This window comes from Paenibacillus sp. VCA1 (assembly GCF_031583795.1).
GTDB classification, from domain to species: Bacteria; Bacillota; Bacilli; order Paenibacillales; family Paenibacillaceae; genus Paenibacillus_AQ; species Paenibacillus_AQ albilobatus.
On record NZ_JAVLSX010000002.1, the window covers coordinates 391,847 to 411,926 of the forward strand.

Annotated in this window: 16 protein-coding genes; all 16 read right to left on the reverse strand. The window is 57.4% G+C overall.

Annotated elements, in window-relative coordinates; all coding sequences use genetic code 11:
* Positions 1–7: 7 nt before the first annotated feature.
* The 16 genes from RJP21_RS05480 to addA all read right to left on the reverse strand — a co-directional run bounded on the left by RJP21_RS05480 (position 8) and on the right by addA (position 20,078).
* Positions 8–388, reverse strand: coding sequence for a diacylglycerol kinase family protein (locus tag RJP21_RS05480; protein ID WP_160043342.1), 381 nt, complete (start codon positions 386–388; stop codon positions 8–10).
* Complete coding sequence (gene ybeY, locus RJP21_RS05485; protein ID WP_310858412.1) at positions 388–885, reverse strand: rRNA maturation RNase YbeY; 498 nt, start codon at positions 883–885, stop codon at positions 388–390. The genes RJP21_RS05480 and ybeY overlap by 1 nt, the downstream gene beginning before the upstream one ends.
* A 5-nt stretch (positions 886–890) precedes the next feature.
* Positions 891–3,146, reverse strand: a complete 2,256-nt coding sequence (locus RJP21_RS05490) for an HD family phosphohydrolase (protein ID WP_310858413.1) — start codon at positions 3,144–3,146, stop codon at positions 891–893.
* A 14-nt stretch (positions 3,147–3,160) separates the two neighbouring features.
* On the reverse strand, positions 3,161–4,132 hold the full coding sequence (locus RJP21_RS05495) for a PhoH family protein (protein ID WP_310858414.1): 972 nt from the start codon (positions 4,130–4,132) through the stop codon (positions 3,161–3,163).
* 6 nt (positions 4,133–4,138) lie between these two features.
* The gene (gene yqfD, locus RJP21_RS05500; RefSeq protein WP_310858415.1) at positions 4,139–5,335 is read right to left on the reverse strand and encodes a sporulation protein YqfD; all 1,197 of its coding nucleotides are present in this window, start codon (positions 5,333–5,335) and stop codon (positions 4,139–4,141) included.
* Entirely contained in the window at positions 5,332–5,625 is a 294-nt protein-coding gene (gene yqfC, locus RJP21_RS05505) for a sporulation protein YqfC (RefSeq protein ID WP_310858416.1), read from the reverse strand. The genes yqfD and yqfC overlap by 4 nt, the downstream gene beginning before the upstream one ends.
* 258 nt (positions 5,626–5,883) lie before the next feature.
* Entirely contained in the window at positions 5,884–6,495 is a 612-nt protein-coding gene (locus tag RJP21_RS05510) for a hypothetical protein (protein WP_310858417.1), read from the reverse strand.
* A gap of 14 nt (positions 6,496–6,509) precedes the next feature.
* Positions 6,510–7,508, reverse strand: coding sequence for a flotillin-like protein FloA (floA, locus tag RJP21_RS05515; RefSeq protein ID WP_310858418.1), 999 nt, complete (start codon positions 7,506–7,508; stop codon positions 6,510–6,512).
* 100 nt (positions 7,509–7,608) lie between these two features.
* A complete protein-coding gene (locus RJP21_RS05520) occupies positions 7,609–8,940 on the reverse strand; it encodes an NfeD family protein (RefSeq protein WP_397386186.1) in 1,332 nt (443 codons plus the stop codon).
* A gap of 258 nt (positions 8,941–9,198) precedes the next feature.
* Positions 9,199–9,642 (reverse strand): GatB/YqeY domain-containing protein, encoded by a 444-nt coding sequence (locus tag RJP21_RS05525; RefSeq protein ID WP_310858419.1) that lies wholly within the window; start codon positions 9,640–9,642, stop codon positions 9,199–9,201.
* Between the two features lie 16 nt (positions 9,643–9,658).
* Positions 9,659–9,832: a 30S ribosomal protein S21 gene (gene rpsU / locus RJP21_RS05530; protein WP_036712328.1), complete on the reverse strand. Its 174-nt coding sequence runs from the start codon at positions 9,830–9,832 to the stop codon at positions 9,659–9,661.
* A 248-nt stretch (positions 9,833–10,080) separates the two neighbouring features.
* Positions 10,081–10,440, reverse strand: coding sequence for a histidine triad nucleotide-binding protein (locus RJP21_RS05535; RefSeq protein WP_160043351.1), 360 nt, complete (start codon positions 10,438–10,440; stop codon positions 10,081–10,083).
* Positions 10,441–10,787: 347 nt separating this feature from the next.
* The gene (locus tag RJP21_RS05540) at positions 10,788–11,150 is read right to left on the reverse strand and encodes a hypothetical protein (RefSeq protein ID WP_310858420.1); all 363 of its coding nucleotides are present in this window, start codon (positions 11,148–11,150) and stop codon (positions 10,788–10,790) included.
* A 254-nt stretch (positions 11,151–11,404) separates the two neighbouring features.
* On the reverse strand, positions 11,405–14,818 hold the full coding sequence (locus tag RJP21_RS05545) for an AAA family ATPase (RefSeq protein ID WP_310858421.1): 3,414 nt from the start codon (positions 14,816–14,818) through the stop codon (positions 11,405–11,407).
* Positions 14,815–15,993 (reverse strand): exonuclease SbcCD subunit D, encoded by a 1,179-nt coding sequence (locus RJP21_RS05550; RefSeq protein ID WP_310858422.1) that lies wholly within the window; start codon positions 15,991–15,993, stop codon positions 14,815–14,817. The genes RJP21_RS05545 and RJP21_RS05550 overlap by 4 nt, the downstream gene beginning before the upstream one ends.
* A gap of 38 nt (positions 15,994–16,031) precedes the next feature.
* Entirely contained in the window at positions 16,032–20,078 is a 4,047-nt protein-coding gene (gene addA, locus RJP21_RS05555; RefSeq protein WP_310858612.1) for a helicase-exonuclease AddAB subunit AddA, read from the reverse strand.
* Positions 20,079–20,080 lie beyond the last annotated feature (2 nt).

Here is a 20,080-nt window from a genome sequence, read left to right on the forward strand (position 1 = left end):
CAAAAACCTAGGGTTGCGACCCGCCCCCAAAAAGCTCGAGCAGCGGGTCGAAAAACACGATGATACCGATCGCAGCGGCAAAAACAGCCGCCAGCAGCACTGCGCCGGCAGCCGTGTCCTTTGCCGCTTTGGCCAGCGGGTGAATCTTTGGCGAGGCCAGGTCCACGACCGATTCAAGCGCCGTGTTGACCAGCTCCATAGCCATGACGAGCGCGATTGCAAACAGCAGCGCGACCCATCTGAGCCAAGATAAATGCAGCAGCGCCGCCGCCGAAATGACGACAACCGCCGCAACGGCATGGATTTTCATGTTGCGCTGCGTCCGCAGCGCGTAAACGATCCCCTGCGCCGCATATCCGAACGCGGCCCAAAACGATTTTTTCGGCATTAACGCGTAAGCCCCACTTCAGCCAGCACGGCTTCCTGCTTGCCCATCATTTCAGCTTCGCTTTCTTTGTCCTGGTGGTCGTATCCGAGCAAATGGAGGAATCCGTGCACGAACAAAAATCCGATTTCGCGTTCCAGGGAATGTCCATATTCTTCGCTTTGCGCCTTGGCGCGATTCACCGAAATGATAATGTCCCCGAGCATCTCGGGCAAATCGGCAAGCTCCTCGCCCTCTTCCAGCTCGTAAACGATGTCCAGCTCTTCGTCCGTATATTCGTTCATGGCGAACGACAATACGTCCGTCGGGCGGTCGATGCCCCGGTACTCCTTGTTCAGTTCGTGAATTTGTTTGTCGTCGACGAACGTCAGCGCGACTTCGCCGTCTTCGACGCCTTCGGCTTTTCCCGCTTTTTGCAGCAGCAGCTCAAGCGTCGCGATCAGTTCGTCGCTGATTTCAAGCTCCTGCTGCTCGTTCGTCCATGCAAGCTGCAGTCCCATCGTTTTTAACCGCTCCTTCTGGTCTCTTCAGTCGTTTTGTTCTTTTTGATCTCTTCCGGGTATTCTATTCTGGAATGGAATATGCCCATGACGCTTTCTTTCAGCGTTTTGGCAATGATGTCCAGCTCCTTCATCGTCAGGTCGCAGTCGTTAAACTGGTGGTCGTCCAAACGGCTTTTAATGATTTTTTCGATCATCGATTCCACCTGGTCCACGGTCGGATTCCGCAAGGAACGCACCGCCGCTTCCACGCTGTCCGCAATCCCGATGACGGCCGATTCCTTGGATTGGGCTTTCGGGCCGGGATAACGGAAATCCTCCTCGGTAAAGTCGGGCTCCCTGCCCTGTTCCTCCGCGAGCCGCAGCGCCTTGTGGTAGAAATAGTGAAGGAACGTCGTTCCGTGGTGCTGCTCGGCGATGTCGCGGATCGGCTTCGGAATTTTATATTCTTTCAGCATCTCGACGCCGTCCCGGGCATGGGCGATAATGATCGATTTGCTCATTTTCGGGTCCAGGGAATCATGCGGATTTTCCATATTGTTTTGGTTTTCGATGAAATATCTTGGCCGCTTCGTTTTGCCGATATCGTGATAATAAGAGCCCACCCGGCAGAGCAGCCCGTCCGCGCCGATCGCTTCCGCAGCGGCTTCGGACAGATTGCCGACCATGACGCTGTGATGATACGTTCCCGGCGTCTCCGTCAGCAGCTTCCGCAAGAGCGGATGGTTCGGATTGGAAAGCTCGACCAGCTTGAGCGCGGACAAAATGCCGAACGTGACTTCGAAAAACGGCATCAGCCCGATCGCCAAAATCGCGGTCAAGAGACCTCCGGCAAAAGCGAACCCGATCGCGTACAGCATCTGCATCTGGTTCCATTGACCGCTTCCGATCAACGTCATGATAAACACCGTCAGCGAGCCGAACAGGCAGACCATGATGCCGCCTTTCAGCAGCGTGGAACGCTGGCTTGCGCGGTGAATGGTGAAAATCGCCACCACCGACACGACCAGCGAAAAAAATCCAAACGTAAAATCGAACATCTGTCCTTGATGTACGTTCAAAATGACGCTCGCCAAAACGCAGAACAACATCGCGCAAAAATACGCAAGCTGCATGTCGAGGAGCAGCGTCACCAGCGTGGCCCCGATCGCTACGGGCGCCACGTACCCGATGTACGGCCGTTCATTGCTTTGCAGGATGCCCGCCAGATGCAGCACGATGACGGTGATGACGAAGATGAGCACCAGCATGAACAGCTGCGAGTTGTTGTATTTGAACTTGTTCGGATCCGTTTGCCGGATGAACAGGAACAGCCCTCCCGACATCAGCAAAGCCAGCAGGAACAAGCCCAGTTGCGGCCAATAGTTCACTTCGTTTTTAAGCAGGCCGTTGTCGTCGAGCAGATTGTACAGATCCTCCGTAATGAGCTGCCCTTTCGCGACGAGGATGTCCCCTTGCTTGATATAGACGGGCTGGGTGTTTTCTCTCGCTTGTACCTTGGCCTCTTTGGTCGCTTCCTCATCGTAAAACTTATTCGCCGTAATGGCAAGCTTGGACAGCTCCTGCACGACCTCCCGCGCCGTGCGCTGGCTCAGCGTGCTGGCGCTGACCAGCTCCGCCACCTTGGCGCGCGCCGCCTGCGCTTCGACCACCTGATCGTTGGTCAAGCGGGAGACGATCTCCCGGGCGACCGGCTTCATTTCGGCGATATCCTGGGACGTCAGCCGCGGGATTTTGATAAAGGTCTCTTCCGGGATTTTATAGCTCTGCTGGCTGGTCACTTTCAGCATCTCATCCAGCAGCTTGTCTGAGTAGGATGCCGACGAGCGGTTGGCATTGACGAAATTTTGAATGAAGTCCTTGGCCCGCTGTGGAATTTCCAACCGGTAGATGGCGATCTTATCCTCCCGGGACACTTGGTCGTCCTGGTTCAGACGGTCGATCCGGTCCAAAATGGACACGACCAGATTTTCGTTCGGAACGGTCACGATCGTGTAAATCGGCTGCACGCGCTCCGCTTCCTGCTCCTGGGCTTTCAGCGTCGCTTTGTTGTTCGGGATTTGCATCGGCGCCCGGATTTCCTTTTCGCTGCGCGTTCCCACCTGGATGTTGTACCGTTCGGGAAGCAGATTCGGGGCGAGGCTGACATAAAACAGCACAGCCAGACATAAAAAGAGAACATAGCGGGTTCCTGCGCTATGTTTCCAGCCGACATGTTTCATTGAGAAAGATTTGCCCGATGACGTTTCTTTCGAAGTCATAAAGATAATCCCCTCTAATCTTGGTTTTCTGCAGCTTTGTCGTAAGCAGTGATTATTTTTTGAACGAGAGAGTGGCGGACGACATCCTGCTCGGCAAACTGAACGAAGCCGATCTCCTCAATGTCTCCAAGTATATGTTTCGCCTCGATCAACCCGGATTTTTTGCCTCTCGGCAGGTCGATTTGCGTCACGTCGCCGGTAATGACCATTTTCGAGCCGAAACCTAGACGGGTTAAAAACATTTTCATTTGTTCAGGGGTCGTATTCTGGGCCTCGTCCAATATGATGAACGAGTCGTCCAGCGTACGCCCGCGCATATACGCCAGCGGCGCGATTTCGATAAGTCCTCTTTCAAGCGCTTTGGCCGTTTGCTCCGGGCCCATGACGTCATATAAGGCGTCGTAAAGCGGACGCAAATACGGATCGACTTTTTCCTGCAGATCCCCCGGCAGAAACCCGAGGCTTTCACCCGCCTCGACGGCCGGACGCGTCAGCACGATGCGCTTGACGGCCCCTTCCTTCAAAGCGGCGACGGCAAGCACGACCGCCAGATACGTTTTCCCCGTGCCGGCCGGTCCGATTCCGAACACGATGTCCCGCTTACGGATGGTCGTCACATAGTGCTTCTGGCCGATGGTCTTCACCCGGATCGGTTTGCCGCGGAACGTCGTCGTAATTTCTCCCTTGAAGAGATCAAGCAGCTGGTCGGCCCGAAAATCCTTGGCCAAATCGATGGCGTAAGAGACGTCCCGCTCCGACAGAATGTGACCGTTCCGGACGAGCTCAAGCAGCACTTCGAACAGATGCTCCAAAACCTGCACATCCCGCATTTCCCCGCGGATCGTAATTTCCGCCTCGCGGGAAACGATTTGCGCCGGGATCTGCGCTTCGATCATTTTCAGAAAAGTATCCTGAGGTCCAAAAATGGACAGTCCTTCGCTTGCACTATGCAATGAAATTTGCGCGCTGTGGTTTTTTTCTGACAAATAGCCTCATTCTCCTTGACTTTGAACTATGGGAAGTTCTTCGGCAATCTTTTCTTCCACCTCAAAAAGCACTTTCATATAAACTTTACCATTCTCTCTCTTCTCATGCAAAATTTTTTGGCTGATGATCTGCGAATCGTTGCCGTATTTCGCCAAAATATCCCGAACCGCCGCCTCCAGCCCTTGTTTTTTCGCCGCTTCGGGTTCCAGCGCCTCCTCCCTCTCGGCGACCTCCATCACTTTCTCGGTCATCCAGCCGATCGGGAGCGCAATCGAACGCCATGTCAGCGGATCAAGCTCGGTCAGCGTTTGCGATTTCGCAAACGGCTCTTTCCCGTACCCCCACAGTTGGATCGCACGGTTCCCGAGCACGAGGTAGCTTTTGTCTTTCCGTTCCCCCGTATATACTTCCCGTTTCTGGACAAGCGGGACCTCCAGCTGGTATTCATGCCATACGAGGCCCTTCACTTCGCCCTTGGCCACCACAACCTGCGAATGGGCGGAGCCGTCGCCCAAAATGCCGGAAATGAGCACTTGTCCTTTTTTGACGCGCGTATTTTTTTGAACGAGGGGGCGCCCCTGCTCCGCATAAATGCTTGTGACGACCGCATCCGACTTGCTGATCAAATGGCGCGGGCTCGCTAGCGGCTCCTTCTTCGGCTTTTCGGCTTCTACGACCTGGATGGTGATCGTCGTCCCTTTGCGTTCGACCCCGACCCATGACGTTTCAGGCAGCTTGAGGCTGAGCGCCCGCGAAAGCTTGTCCGGGTCCTTCAAGCGGAAAATCCACTGGTAAGGCCGAATGCCTTCCTCCCTCGCCGCCTTCAAAATATCCTCCGTCGCAAGCTTTTCGTTTCCCTCGACATGTATGTTCCAAACAAGGGATGAAAGCATGAAAAGCATCAGGAAAAACACGGCGATGCCCGCCGCAAAAAATTTGCGCTTGTACAGCTTGACCAAACGGAAAGGCAGTCCGATCCGGCGCGTGACATGCATCCGGCAGCCTGTCCGTTTCAGCAGGGGGCGAAGAGCGTGAAAATCCCTCAGGAGCAGCTTCATGTCGGCCGTTTGTTGGCTGGTGGGCCGAATATCCCAGACGGGAATGCCCGCTTCCGCCAAAGCATTGATCAACTGATTGATGCCCTCTCCTCTGACCGTAATCTGTACGCAGCCGCGCACACCGGATAGTGTAGGTATTTTCATGAGCTCTCCCCCATTCCTATATATTTTATATTGCGGATCATTCCTTCGATCAGGACCTCTTGCGGCAAAATCGCCCGGATCATCAGTCCGGCGCCTTCGATTTCGAGCATGCCCTCACTCAAGGAAAGAATCATTTTGTTCTCCGAAAAATGCCGCACGCCCCGGTGATTCTCGACGGTCAACTCCTTATTTCCAACCAGGGTAACCCGCGGCAGATCAAGTAAGACGTCCTGCGGCAGATCCAGCGCTTCATGGGTCCATTTCCGCAGCCTGCGGCTGATCCGGGTCATACGAAGGCCTCCCCCTTCCTGTACTTTACAACTTATGCCCGGTCCGGCCGTTTTATGAGAGATTTCAGGCTGCAGGCGGAGATTGCGCAAAATAACCCCGCAAAGCGGAGCCGATGGCTTTGAAACCGAACCAGACACTTTGCGGGGACCCCGGAAATGATAAATGATTATAGATAAAAAAGCCTTTTCCGCACGGATCGATCCTTCGGATCGTTACCCTTTGCAGAAAAGGCTTTTGTTTCGTAAAGCGGCTGCCTGTTATTTTCGACCGCCGTACGGCCGCTTCGACCGCGGCGGGCCGAGAATTTCGGCCCAGATCACGCCGTTTCGGGCTTCCTTTGCAAGCCTGGAAACCGGTTTTGGGGCTTCCGCCCGCGCTGCCGAGGCCGGCACGGGCGCCGTTTGCCCGATCCGGTCCAGCGAAGCGTCGACCTGCTCCAAACGCGTCTGCATGACGCGGTTAAAGTCCTCCAGCGTATCCGGTATATCGTCCTGCCACATGCCGGATACGCCTTCGCCGGTATCGTAGTCCGGCCCGGCTTCCGAATAATTTCCGAACGGGGAGGTCCGGCCGGCGGTTTCCGCGTACCGGCCCCGCGCCGGTTCCATTTCGACGGCCGCGGGCCAGCCCGATTCCGGCGCGCTTTCGTCCCGGCGGCTTGGGGAGGGTTGAGGCGAACCGGAAAATCCTTTTTGTTCCCGGATTTCCCGATGCTCCCCGTGTTCCCTCTGCCCCCTGCCTGCGTCTCCGCCAAATGACGGCATGCCCCGCGGATTTTGCTTTTGCTTTGATTTATTGCTTCTGTTTAAGGCGGAGAAGATAGCAAACAAAACGATCAGGATCCAATAAAAATGTTCAAAGATCCACATGGGTGCATCATTCCCTACTTGTTATTTTGGGAACCGTTCTGATCTCCCTCGCCCATTTTGCCCAGCGAGCCTCTCATTTGGGTATCCGCCTCGATGTTTTTCAAATTCATGTAATCCATCACGCCGATTTTGCCGGACCGGAGCGCTTCCGCCATCGCCAGCGGCACTTCGGATTCGGATTCGACCACGCGCGCTCTCATCTCGACGACGCGCGCCTTCATCTCCTGCTCCTGCGCGACGGCCATGGCGCGGCGTTCCTCGGCTTTCGCCTGCGCGATGCGTTTGTCGGCTTCCGCCTGTTCCGTTTGCAGGTACGCGCCGATGTTTTTGCCTACGTCCACGTCCGCGATGTCGATGGACAAAATTTCGAACGCCGTCCCTGCATCCAGCCCTTTGGCGAGCACGGTGCGGGAGATGCTGTCCGGGTTCTCAAGCACGTCCTTGTGGGCGTCGCTGGAACCGACCGTCGTTACGATCCCTTCGCCGACGCGGGCAATGATCGTCTCTTCGCCCGCGCCGCCGACGAGGCGGTCGATGTTCGCCCGGACGGTTACTCTCGCTTTTACCTTGACCTCGATGCCGTTTTTAGCCACCGCGGCCACGACAGGCGTTTCGATGACGCGCGGGTTGACGCTCATTTGCACGGCCTGAAGCACGTCCCGTCCCGCCAGGTCGATCGCGGCCGCCCGCGTAAACTCAAGCGGAATGTTCGCGCGCTGCGCAGCAATCAGGGCATTGACGACCCTGTCCACGTTACCGCCGGCCAAATAGTGGCTTTCCAGCTGGTTGATGTTAAGCCCCAACCCCGCTTTCGTCGCCTTGATCAAAGGGTTGACGATCCGGCTTGGCGTAACCCGGCGGAGCCTCATCGCCACCAGAGTAATGATGCTGATGCGAACGCCGGCCGCCAACGCGGAAATCCACAGCGTAAGCGGGAAAAAGCTGAAAAATACGCTTAATACGATGATCACCAAGACGGCGATCAGCAAAATGGGGATTAATGGACTTGTCATAACATGCCATCCTCCTATTGTTTTTACGGTTCCCACCTAAGCGGAACCGTTATTTTCCGCAGCCGCCTTATGTTAAGGATTCTGCTGCGTACAAGCTGATTCATTTCGGCTTCACGACGACGCGCGCGCCTTCGACATGAACGACAACCACCGCGGAATCCCGCGGTATAAACTCCCCTTCGGTCACCACATCCACCCGTTCGTCGTCGATCAGCGCCGTTCCGGCCGGACGCAGCGGCGTCACGCTGACGCCTTCCTTGCCGAGCAAAGACTCCCTGGATTCGGTCGGGACGTATCCCTGCTCTTTGGTTAGGGATTCATTCAGAATAAAGCGATTCCAGATGCCGCGTTCCTTGAAGACGATCGCCACGACGACAACGACGACCAGCGCCGCAATAAAGGCGATTCCTAGCGAGATCAACGCATGACTTGTGTCGTATGCCGCCCGTATCACGCCGGCCACTAAGCTGATGGCGCCCAGCACGCCCAATATGCCGAAGCTTGGCACGAACATTTCCAGGATCATCAAAATCAGGCCGATGATAAAGAGGAGCCAGGTCTCGTTGCCGGCAAAACCCGCGACATAGTTTCCGAAGAAATACAATATGAATGCCGCGGTACCGATAATGCCCGGTACGCCGAATCCCGGGACGATGAGCTCGATCACGATGCCGGCGATGCCGAGGAACAGCAAAATGGTCATCACGATCGGGTTGGTCAAAAAGGTAGCGATGTTTTCCGCCCATGTATGTTCCACTTGAATCACGTTATCGGTCGAATATCCCATCCACGAGATGACCTCCTCCGGCGAGGAGGCGATTTTGTCCGTATACCCGACCTTCAAGGCCTGCTCGCTGGATAATGCGATGATCTGGCCTTTTTCTTTCTTTTCACCGATTTCCGGCATGTCGACGACCATGTCGATGTCCGCCATACCTGCCGCTATTTTGGCGTTCCTGCCGCTTGATTCGGCTGCGGCCGACATTTCGGATTTCCACGCGGCGACAAGTTTCGGATCATCCACCCGTTTGCCCGTGCTGTCCACCATAGCGGCCGCGCCGATCATGCTTCCCGGCGACATCGCGATTTTGTCCGCGTTGAGCGCGATGTAACTCCCGGCGGAAGCGGCATTTCCGCGTATGTATGCAACGCTTTCGATTTTGCTTTCGCGAATCATTTTCCCTATCGTTTGCGCCGTCGTCACCAAGCCGCCCGGCGTGTTGATGTCCAGGACGATCAGCCCCGCGTTCATTTTTTCGGCTTCCTTGAATCCGCGCTTCATGAATTTTTCCAGTCCGGTCTCGATTTTCTGGTCAACCGGAATGATATACACCGGCGCGATTTTTGCGTCTTCGGCACTCGCTGAGCCCGGAAACGCAGCAGCCATTCCCAACATCAGCATCATGAATAGAACCAGCCACCTGTGCAGCATGTTTCCATATCCGGATCGTTTCAATAAACCACCCTCCCTTCTCCATGATTATAATATATTTTCCGGCATATGGTACTTATTACGCAGCAATCGGCCGATCGTTTCAACAAAAATGAACGAAAGCGTCTATCGGTCGGTTTCAAGAGGATATTCAGCGCTTGACAAAGGCGAGCTTAAAGATGTCTAACGTTTTGCTGTAAATTTATGGACCTTAACATGAAAAAACACCCCTTAAAAAGGGGTGTTTTACGTTATGTTTTATTGCAGAAATTGTTGAACCACCTGGTTCACCATTTTTCCGTCAGAGCGACCTTTGACTTTCGGCATCAGCGCGCTCATCACTTTCCCCATGTCGGCTTTCGAAGAAGCACCGGTTTCCTGGATGGTCTGCTGTACAATAACTTTTAATTCTTCTTCGGTAAGCTGTTCGGGAAGATACTGACTGATAATCTCAATTTCTGCTTCGACATCTGTTGCAAGATCGTCTCGATCCGCTTTCTTAAATTCTTGGAGGGCATCTTTGCGCTGTTTAATTTCACGACTGAGGATATCAAGCACTTCGTTGTCATCCAAAGTTCTTTTCAAATCTATTTCAAGATTCTTGATCGTTGAACGAACCATTCGAATAGTGGAGAGCTTGAACTTGTCTTTGCTCTTCATCGCTTGTATCATATCTTCGTTCAATCGTTCGCTAAGACTCATGACAGTTCAGTTCCTCCTAAAACTTTCTCTTACGAGCAGCCTCGGACTTTTTCTTGCGCTTTACGCTTGGCTTCTCATAATGCTTGCGTTTCTTCACCTCAGCCAATACGCCATCCTTAGCGATGGAGCGCTTAAAGCGGCGAAGTGCAGCATCAATAGACTCGTTTTTGCGAACTTTAGTTTCAGACACCAGTTTTCCCTCCCTCCGACCAGACCGTCCAAGAGCAATAACACGGTTCATCAAATTTAATTATAGGTGAAAGAGAAATAGGGTGTCAACCTTGACGCCTATTTTTTCAGAAAAACCCTTTCACGCCGCTTTCAAGCGGATTAACCAGCAGGCCGGGCCCCGCCCGTTTGTGGAACTGCTTCCTCCGTGCCTGAGCCCCCCTGCCAATTCCTTCCTGTCGTCCCGATCAAGCAGGAACCCTTCCATGATTACGCATGAGAATCGGAAATGCCCGTCAACGCGCCCAGCTTGGCGCCTCCAAGCAGATGGTAATGAATATGGTACACCGCTTGTCCGCTGTCCGGCCCGCAGTTGTTGATGAGACGGTAGCCCGTATCCGCCACCCCGAGCTCTTTGGCCACCTGCTGCGCTACCCGGTGCATCTCGGCGACGAGCGGAAGATCTTCTTCGGCCACGTCGTTCATCGTCGCGATATGTTTTTTCGGAATGATGAGCACATGCACCGGTGCTGCCGGTTGAATATCCTTGAACACCAGAATGCTGTCGTTTTCAAACACCTTTTGTGAAGGAATGCTGCCTTCGACGATTTTGCAAAAGAGACAGTCCATCGTTAGTTCGCCTCCGCTATGTATATGTTTTGAATTTATTCCTATCATAACGGATTTCGGGGGAACGCGTCCAATGCCCGGAAAAAAATCCGTCGCATAACGCGTTCATACGCCGAATCATATCATGATCCACGTTCGGGCAAAGAGCCGCTTCGCAAAGAAAAAGACCCTCCGAAGAGAGCCTGTTCCGCGTTCGTGCTGCACCGGTGTCCATCCGCCGTCCAAAAAAGCAGTCGAAAAAAAACGGTCTGTCGGCGTACTTCCTTTGAAAAAGGACACGTCTAGCGGAAATATTTCTTGCGAGATAGGGTTGCTTATGCACAGAAGGATTATATGTCCTTGTCTTTTTAAAAAAACGGCAGCAGGGAAAGCGCCGTCAAGCCGGCGAGCGGCAAAATGAACCGGTTGAAGCGGCGTCCGTATGGAAACCCGAAGAAGGGGTACCCAAATCCGTATCCGTAAGGAACGAAAGGATAAAATGCCCGGGTATCCTGTTCCGGACGGAAGCATGGGTCCCAGCCGCCGGCGTAAGGGCTCGCGTAACCGTGATGGTAAGGCATGTTTTCATGGCCGACCGGAACGGCAAGATACAGCCTTTCTTCATCCACATGTTCGATAAATCCGTCATGGACGCTACCGTCCGCCATCGTCGCTCTGACATAGCGGTACATATGTTTTTTGCAAATTTCTTTGGCCTCAAACTTCTCCACTTTTCATAATCCTCCCCAGTTGCGATTTACAGGATCATCATATTCACGACTGGGCGAATGGCTACTGATTTAATAAAAATCCGTCGGCCGCAAAATAAAAAGAAGCCCCTTGGGCCAGAGAACGAAAAACCGGGGCGCTGCCGCAGCAGCGCTGATTTTGCGTTCCCTGCCAAGGAACTTCAACGAAAAGAGAAAGTCGGCTTGTCTATTGCGATAGTAACAACCTTTAAACAGGGCCGCTATGACATGCGTCACTACAGCTGTTCCACCGCGATTTTCGAGCCTCCTCCCGCCTCGTCGGCCGGAATGACGACGAGTTTGCGCGGGAGGCGGGCGCGAAGCTCCGGAACGTGGCTGATGACGCCGACGGAAAGATGGTCGTTGTGCAGCCGTTCCAACGAGGAAATGACGGTTTCGAGCAGCTCCGGATCCAGCGTGCCGAACCCTTCATCCAGGAAAAAGAATTGAAGCGGGTATTGGCCGCGGAGCTGGATCTGGGCGGATAACGCCAAAGCGAGCGACAGCGACGTGAGGAAGGTCTCGCCCCCGGACAACGTGGACACCGGCCGGCGAACCCCTCCGTTCGCATCGTCCCGGATGAGGAAGCCGCCGCCGGAATCCACCTCCAGCGCGTAACGCTGCTTGGTCAAAAACGCCAGCCGCTGGGATGCGGACCGGCTGACCTGCATCAGCTGTTCCTCGGCGATATATTCGACAAAAGCGTTGCCGCGCAGGCATGATTGCAGCTTGCCGAGTTTATCGGCCTCATGCTGGTGCTCCGCGCGAAGCTTCTCAAGCTCCATCCAACGGAGATGCCGCTTCTTGACGTCCTCGAGATCGCGTTCGGCACGCGCCTTCATCCGAAGGGCTTCCTCATCGGCCTCGCGGGCGGATGCGAGCTCCCGGCTCACGTTCAGCCATTCTTCTTCCGTCAGGGTGCTTCCGGACAACTGCTCTTCGATGTGCCGAACCGCAGCCAGCAAGTCACGTTCGCCTTCGCGGTGCTGCCGCACCTTCGCCGCAAGCTGCTCGGACTCCGGCGCCGGCAGATAGGACTCTTCCACTTCGGCAGCCGTTGCAAAGGGCGATTCCTCCAAGAGAGCCTCCCAGCGCCGGGCGGCGGCTTCATGATGCGCGGCGGCCGATGCCGCGGCCTGCTGGGCCATCGCATGAGCCTTGGCGCTTTCATGTTTCGCCTGCTCCGCGGATTGCCTCCGCCGCTTCGCTTCGGCGGCCGTCTCACGCAGCGTCTTCAGCTCGCGCGCGCAGGCCTCCAGAAGCGCCTCCGCCTGACGGTCTCCGATCCAGGCATGCAGACGCTCCTGCTTTTCGGCCAACAGCTCCCGCTTGCCGCGAAGCTCGGCTTCGAGCTGGATGAGCCGCTTTTCGGCTTCAAGCACATCGCGTTCCAGCGATTGGACCGCCTGCTTCTTCTCGTCAAGGAACGGCACGCTCTTGCGCAAGCGTTCCTTCACTTCTTCCGCCTCGCGGTCCTTCCGCTGCACCTGCGACCAGCGGCTCTCGACCTCGTCGAACGGAAGCTCCCGCAATTCCTCCACCCATCCGGCTCTCAGCCGAACGATCTCTTCCGACAGCCGGTCGGCATTTTCCTCCAGCCGTTTCAGCAAGGAGTCGGCGGCGGCGGCTTCCGCGTCCAGCTGAAGGCTATGCTGCCGCAGCGCCTCCCGTCTTTCGGCAAGGCCGGACGACTCTTGTTTGGCATGATGCAGCGCGGACGCGAACGTTTCCCGCGAACGTTCGAGCTCCAAGACCCGCTTGTCCCAGGCTTGGGCAGAGAACATGTCAAAGGCTTCGGGTACCTCAGCCTGCTCAGCGACGGCCGCAGCCTGCAGCGCGCCGGATTCGGCTGCCGGAAGGCCGGCGGCGCCCAGCAGGCCCGTACCTTCGTGGATCAGCTGAAGCTGGGCGTATTTGACCTCCTGCAGCCGGTTTTTCGCCTGCTGCAGCCGCTGCGGCAAATGCTCGTCTCGAGCCGCGGCGGCTTCTTCCGGCAGGACGGGCGCCGGATGCTCCAAGGAACCGCAGACCGGACAAGGCCGTCCGTCATGCAGCTCCGCCGCGAGAGCGAGCGACAAGCTTCGAAGCTCATGCCGCCTGAACTCCTCCCTTAGCCGGAGTTCGGCGTGCTCCGCTTCGCGCAGCGCCTGCTCGGTCTGCTTGTTTTCCAGCCCGGCTTGCGACAGGAGCGCAGAAATGCCGCTTGCGAGCTGCTTCTCCTTCTCCTGCAGCGCGCCGAGCTCCCGCCCGGCCAGCTCGCGTTTTTTCCGCAGCGCTTCCGACTTTTCCTTCTGCTGTTCATATTCGTTCCGCGCTTGATGGAGCCGTTCCTCGGCGGAACGAAGCTGCTGGCGCAGCTCCAGCGCCCGCTGCACCAGGGAGCGTTCTTTTGCGGTCACTTCCAGCTCTCCCAGCTTCTCCTGCAAGTCCGCCTGCTTCTGGGCTCCGCGGTTCAAGAGCTCCTGCTCCTTGGCCAAAAGCTGACGCAGCTCCTGCATGCCGTCCGCCGATTCCTTTTGCTGCCGTTCCAGCCCGGCCACCAGCGTACGGAGCCCATCCCTTTCCTTCTGCAGCAGAACGGCCTGCTCCAGCTGTTCCTGCCGCTGCAGCAGCTTGGGCTCGCCGGCAGCCAGCGCTTCCTGCGCGGCATCGTCGGCAGAGCAGGCTTTTTCCGCATCTTGTTCCGCTTGGGCGGCAGCCGTTTGAAGCGCCGCCACCTCCGCTTCTTTTTTCTCCCGATCCTGCAGGCTTTCCCGAAGCAAAGCCAAAGCCGGCATCATCGCCGATGACGCCGCCGACTTGGCCAGCATTTGCTCAAGCCGCTGCATTTCCGGCTCCAAAGCCCGCAATTGCTCAAGCTGCGCCTGCTTCCGTTCTTTTTCAAGCTGGCGCTCGCGTATTTTTCCTTTTTCCTCGGCCTCCCGGTTCAAAGCATGCAGTTTTTTCCGGATCGCCTCGGCCTGCGCCACTGCGTCCTTCAAACGGCCTTCCGCCGCTTGAAGAGCATCTTCGCCGGCGTCGCCAAGCCCCTGCTGCTCCGCTTCCACCGCTTTCAGCGCCCCGTCGTTTTCCTTGATGCGGCGGCTGAGCTTGATGCCGAGCTGGTCGCCGTACTGCTCCAGGTGGAAAAGCCGCTGCAGCATTTGCCTCCGCTCGCTGCCTTTTAAGGAGAGGAATTCGGCGAATTTGCCTTGGGGAAGCACGACGGCCCGCGTGAAATCGTCCATTTTCAGGCCGATTTTGTCTTCGACGCAGCGCGTCACCTCCGCCAATTTATCGGCGATCACCGTTTCCCCATCCGCCGTGATTTCGATAAAGCGGCTGAGCGTGTTGCTGACGGAAAGGTCGCCGGTCCGTTTGAACCTCCGTTCGACGCGGAAGCGCCGCTTGCCTTCGGCCGAAGCCAGCTCAAAGCTGAAGGAAACGAACAAGGTGTCCTCCGAATGGTTCATGATGCCCTGCGTCCCGTTTGCGGCACGTTCGACCTTTCCGTACAAAGCGAGCGTCATCGCGTCCAGCAGCGTCGATTTGCCGCTTCCGGTCGGCCCGAAGATGCCGAACAGCCCCATGTCGCATAAACCTTCAAAATCGATCTGCTGCATTTCCCTGTAGCTCTGCAGCCCCGACAGCTTCAGTTGAATCGGCTTCATTCGGCTTCCGCCTCCTTCTCGTGCCCGTCCTCGGCCACCAGCTCGAGAAAGAGCTGCACCAGTTCGTCCTCCGGTTCCGCGCCGCCGGTCTGGCGCTGGTAAAACCTGCGGAACAGCTCCGACACCGGAAGTCCGGACCGCTCCTGCTGAAGCTCCTCCCGCTCCATCTCCGGATAAATCGGCCGGATATGTACGAATCCGTCCCGGCTTTTGCGCAAGCGCTGGATGTCTCCCAGCGACATCGATTCCGAAAGGGATATTTCAAGATCGATGTAGGCTTCCGCATCCCTTCCTTCGTCCAGCCAGCGGTACACCTCCTCGAGCCCGCCTTTCGCCTTCCAGCGCACCAACGGACGCCCGCAGCTCAAATAAACCTCCTCCAGCTCCGGCAACCCTCCGGGCGCGATATCCATCATCATGACCGATTTGGCCTGACCCGCTTCCGAAAAGCTGTAAGCTAGCGGCGACCCGCTGTAACGGATCATGCCGTCGCCTTTGACCGCCTGCGGCCGGTGCAGATGCCCGAGCGCCGTGTACTGGGCCCCGACGGACAGCGCCGACGGATCCACCGTGTACGCCCCGCCGACCTGGATCGGACGCTCGGAATCGCATTCGACTCCGCCGAGGACGTAAATGTGGCTCATCGCCAGGTTGACCGTTTCCGGTGAAAAAGAGCCGGCCAGCTGCTTCATCAGCATGCCTACGCGGGCGCTGTACGCCCTGCGCAGCTCCTCCTCCTTGCCTTCCGCGGACAGCAGTTCGTTCAGCCTTGCCTCGGAAGGATAAGGAAGCGCGGCGATTTTGGCGATTTCCCCCGTGCGGGATACGCCTACCGTCACCGCCTCGGCCACGGGCAGCCCGACGAGCGTGATCCCTTGGCGCGCCACCAAAGGCGAAACCGAAGAGACTCGTTCGGGCTGATCGTGATTGCCCGAGATGACGACCAGAGGCCGCCCGGTTTCCGTCAGCCTTGCGCATGCCTCGTAAAAAAGCTGCTCGGCCAGCGCGGGCGGATTGACGGAATCATACACGTCTCCCGCCATCAGGATCAAATCGGCCCGCTGGTCATCGGCGATGCGGACGAGTTCGTCCACGAAATCCTCCTGTTCCTTCAGCCTGCTGCGGCCTTCAAGCGTTTTTCCGAAATGCCAGTCCCCGGTATGCAATATCCGCATGCGGCTTTCTCCCCTTTCCCATGCGTGAAGTTCTGAATCTATAAGCGGACGGCATGTCCGCCGTCAAAAAAGTAGAGCCATTTTTCGCTGATTTCCTCGTGCAAAATGTCTTCCAGCGCTTTGGCGTACAGGTTCAGCTGAAATCTGTACTGCTCGGTAAGAGCGCCGATTCCGCCCCGATGCTCCAAGACCCGGTCCGTTTTATAGTCCACGAGCACGAGCTTTCCCTCATGGCGGAACAAACAATCGACCACGCCCTGGATGAGCACCGTTTCATCGTTTAACGCCGACATCTCAAGCAGATCGGGTTGATGGTATAGCACGCCGTCCTGCTGCGAGAACAGCCCCTTATGGGCTTCCTCCGCCGTCAGGCCGTAGCTGAACGGCATCTCCCGCGCCGTCCACTCCGCGCTCAGCAGCCGTTTTCCGACTTCCGTCGCAAAAAACATGCCCGCTTCCTCCGGACGGATCACCTCCGCCTGCTCCCGCGTCAACAGCTCGCGTTCGACCAGCCGGCTTACGGTTTCTTCGACGGCGGCGGCATCCACTTCGCCCCGGTCCAGCGGAATATGCTGCATCAGCGTATGATAGACCGTGCCTCGCTCCGCTGGCGTCAGCGCCTTTTGCTCCATAAATTTCGGCCGCCTTAGCGGAAGGGTCGTCGCGAGAGAGTCCGAAGGACTCGTCAGTTCTCTCCGAAGCATCCGTTCTTCCATCCATGGCTCGGACGGCTCGTCCTGCATCGCCAGCAGCTTTTTCATTTCCGATACCGAGGTTTTGGCCGGCAGCTTCGTAACGGTTTCGTAAGGATACCGCCAGTTCAAACGTTCCGTAACCCAAGAACCGCCGGGCACCGACTCTTCATTTTCGGCTTCGACGGGCCGACGTTCCAGAAGAGACTGAAGCCGGAGCTTTCTTTCCGGCGTGGATTCCTCCTCTTCTTCCCAGCCGCCCAGCTCGGCTAACGACAGCTCATCCGCACCCAGTACCGATATTTTCCAGACGGAAGGGTCGGAAGCGAGAACCGAAGACGGACAGCCGTCCGTCTCCGCCATCTCGCGGAGTTTGCCGGCTCCCGGATGCCGGATCAGCGCCGGACCCACCCAATCGATGTAACTTCGCCCCCTGGCAAGCACATAATCCGGAAGCGTGTATTCGGGCGACTCCAGCACCTGCGCCCAGGACGACGCTTTTTTGCTTACGTCCTTGACCGTGCCGATCAGGTACAGCTTCTCCTTCGGGCGCGTCAGCCCGACGTACAGCACCCGCATCTCTTCCGCCAGCAGCTCCAGCTGGGACCTGCGGCGGATCGCCAGGTTCGGAAGCGTCGGGAAGCTGACCCGCTTCTCCTCGTCCACGAACTTCGGACCAAACCCAAGCTCCTTGTGCATAAGGAACGGGGCATTCAGATCCTGCTGGTTAAACGTCTTGGACATGCCGGCCAAAAATACGACCGGAAATTCCAGCCCCTTACTTTTGTGGATCGTCATGATGCGAACCGTGTTATCCTTATGCTCCATGCCGCTGCCGCCGCCGAGATCGCCGCCCCGTTCGCGCAGCCGGGAGACGAAAGTCAGAAAACGGAACAACCCTCTGGATGCCGTCGTCTGCTCGAACTGGACGGCGCGGTCGTACAACGCCTTCAGGTTGTTTTGCCGCTCGACGCCGCCGGGCAAACCGCCGACCCAGTCGAGATAGCCGGTTTCCCGGTACAGCTGCCAGATCAAATCCCCCAGGCTGATTTTGCGGGCGTCGTCTCGCCAGCATTGCAGCTGCTTCACGAAATCATGGATCTTGTGCCTTAAGGCGGGCGGGATGCCGTCGCTTGCGGCGAGCACGGAGACGTCCATCCCGGACGCGTCCGGAATTTCGCCGAGGTCTGCGACCCGCAAAGTTTCCGAAGCTGCCGCCGCCTCCGCTTCGGCCATAAGGAGCTCGCGATGCGCCCCGTCCCCGGACGCGCCCGTTATCGGCCGCGCAGCCGCAATCAGCGCATCGTAAAACGATCCGCTTTGAACAAGCCGGATCTGCGCCAGCTCCTCCTCCGTCAAGCCGACGATCGGGGACCGAAGCACGCCGGCCAATGGAATATCCTGCAGCGGGTTGTCGATGATCTGCAGAAGGGACAACATCACTTCCACTTCCGTCGCTTGAAAATATCCGCGGGCCTGCTCGCCGTCGGCGGGAATCCCCAGCTGCTTCAACTCCTCCATGATCAGCGGTCCCCAAATGTAAGCGGAACGAAGAAGGATGACCATGTCGCCGTATTTGACCGGCCTCATCTCTTTAAGGCCCTTATCGTACACAAGGAGAGGTTTGCCGGACGTGTCCCCCGTCAGCTGCCTGATTTTTTTGGCAATGGCTCTGGCTTCCAGCTGCGCCGTCTCCATTTCCAGCACTTCGCTTTCCTCCATCAAGCCGCCCTGTTCGCCTTCATTGGCCTCATCCTCCGCCGCAGGCCCTTTGCCCGCGCGGTCGATGAGCAGCAGCTCCGGCGCATACGGGTTGGCAACGCCCTCCTCCGCATTCGGGAACGAGGCGCCGTACACGAGCTCGGCCCGTTCGTCGTAAGCGATCTCCGCCACCGTTTCGTTCATGATTTGGCGGAAGATCACGTTCACCGCGTCCACCACTTCCATCCGGCTGCGGAAATTCCGCGCCAGGTCGATGCGGATGCCGCTCCCGCCGCCGCTGCCGTACCTGCGGTATTTATCCAGGAACAGCCCCGGCTCCGCCAGCCGGAACCGGTAAATGCTCTGCTTGACGTCGCCGACCATAAAGCGGTTGCCCGGCTTCTCCCTGGAGATCAGCCCGACGATCGTCTCCTGGACGCTGTTGGTATCCTGATATTCGTCCAGAAGCACTTCGTCGAACTGCTCGCGGTATTCCACGGCTGCGTCGGACGGAAGCGGGCGCTCCGGCGCCGAGTCCTCATGCAGCAAAATCCGCAGGCAGTAGTGCTCCAGGTCGCTGAAATCGACCGCTCCCCGTTTGCGTTTTTCCGCTTCGTACCGTCCGCCGAATTCGATGACCAGCTCGGCCAACTCTTTCATCAGCGGCGCCGCTTCGTTCATTTCCGCAAGAAATGCCGCGGCCGGACGGCCGAACAGCGCGCCGCGCAGATCCGTCAGCGTTTTTTTGACGGCATCCCGCAGCTCCTTTACGCGCTCCTGCAGCTGCGGATCGGTATCGTCCTTGCGGACGCTTTTCAGCTTGCCGAAGGAGATGCCCTGGAACGCCTCGTACAGCTCCTCCCAAGGTCGCTGCTCCATCGCTTCCCGAAGGCTGCGGACCATCTCGAGGTCGGCGTTCAGGTTGTCCGCGTAAGGGCCCGGTCCTCCCGGCGCCATCGCCAGCCCGTGGGCCTGCATCAGCAAGCCTTCCGCTCCCGCGAGCGCAAGGCGGGCGTCCTGCAAAATGCTCCGCACCCAGGAGGTTTGCCCTAAGCTGGCGGCATCCCGGACCGCAAAAGCTTCGGCCATGCTGCGCAGCCAGTGGTCCGGCCAGGCATGGCTTCGGGAAAAGTCATACAGCTTCTGGACCAGCAGATGCATCGCATCGTCGCTGCGTTCGCCGCTGAACCAATCCACCAGCCGGATAAAATCGCTGCCCTCCGCTTCCTCACTGTATTTTTCTTCGAAAAGCTCCTCCAGCAGCTCCTGCCGGAGCAGTTCGGCTTCGTTTTCGTTGATGATCCGAAAATTCGGATCCAGCGGAATCAGCTGGTAATAACGCCGGATGACTTCCAGGCAAAAGGAGTGCAGCGTCGTGATGGAGGCCCGTCCCAGCAGGGACAGCTGGCGGCGCAGGTGGACGTTATCGGGATCCTTCTCCAGTTCCCGGTCCAGCGCCTCGCGGATCCGGTCCCGCATCTCCGCCGCGGCGGCCTTCGTGAAGGTGGCGACGAGCAGGCGATCCACGCTGAATCCCTGCTCTTCATTCGTAATTTTGCGGATGATCCGTTCCACGAGCACGGCGGTTTTGCCCGAGCCGGCCGCGGCCGCCACCAGGATGTCGTCGCCCGTTTCGGCGATCGCCCTCCACTGGTCGTCGCTCCATATGCTGCCTTCGGGTTTCGGTTGCATGC

Bases quoted from the DNA above. Each gene is read 5' to 3' on its own strand.
- yqfD (WP_310858415.1), bottom strand. From the start codon at position 5,335: ATGAAAATACCTACACTATCCGGTGTGCGCGGCTGCGTACAGATTACG.
- RJP21_RS05510 (WP_310858417.1), bottom strand. From the start codon at position 6,495: ATGTGGATCTTTGAACATTTTTATTGGATCCTGATCGTTTTGTTTGCT.
- RJP21_RS05550 (WP_310858422.1), bottom strand. From the start codon at position 15,993: ATGCGGATATTGCATACCGGGGACTGGCATTTCGGAAAAACGCTTGAA.
- addA (WP_310858612.1), bottom strand. From the start codon at position 20,078: ATGCAACCGAAACCCGAAGGCAGCATATGGAGCGACGACCAGTGGAGG.
- RJP21_RS05520 (WP_397386186.1), bottom strand. From the start codon at position 8,940: ATGCTGCACAGGTGGCTGGTTCTATTCATGATGCTGATGTTGGGAATG.
- RJP21_RS05545 (WP_310858421.1), bottom strand. From the start codon at position 14,818: ATGAAGCCGATTCAACTGAAGCTGTCGGGGCTGCAGAGCTACAGGGAA.
- ybeY (WP_310858412.1), bottom strand. From the start codon at position 885: ATGGGACTGCAGCTTGCATGGACGAACGAGCAGCAGGAGCTTGAAATC.
- RJP21_RS05490 (WP_310858413.1), bottom strand. From the start codon at position 3,146: ATGACTTCGAAAGAAACGTCATCGGGCAAATCTTTCTCAATGAAACAT.
- RJP21_RS05535 (WP_160043351.1), bottom strand. From the start codon at position 10,440: ATGGACTGTCTCTTTTGCAAAATCGTCGAAGGCAGCATTCCTTCACAA.
- RJP21_RS05525 (WP_310858419.1), bottom strand. From the start codon at position 9,642: ATGAGTCTTAGCGAACGATTGAACGAAGATATGATACAAGCGATGAAG.
- yqfC (WP_310858416.1), bottom strand. From the start codon at position 5,625: ATGACCCGGATCAGCCGCAGGCTGCGGAAATGGACCCATGAAGCGCTG.
- RJP21_RS05480 (WP_160043342.1), bottom strand. From the start codon at position 388: ATGCCGAAAAAATCGTTTTGGGCCGCGTTCGGATATGCGGCGCAGGGG.
- floA (WP_310858418.1), bottom strand. From the start codon at position 7,508: ATGACAAGTCCATTAATCCCCATTTTGCTGATCGCCGTCTTGGTGATC.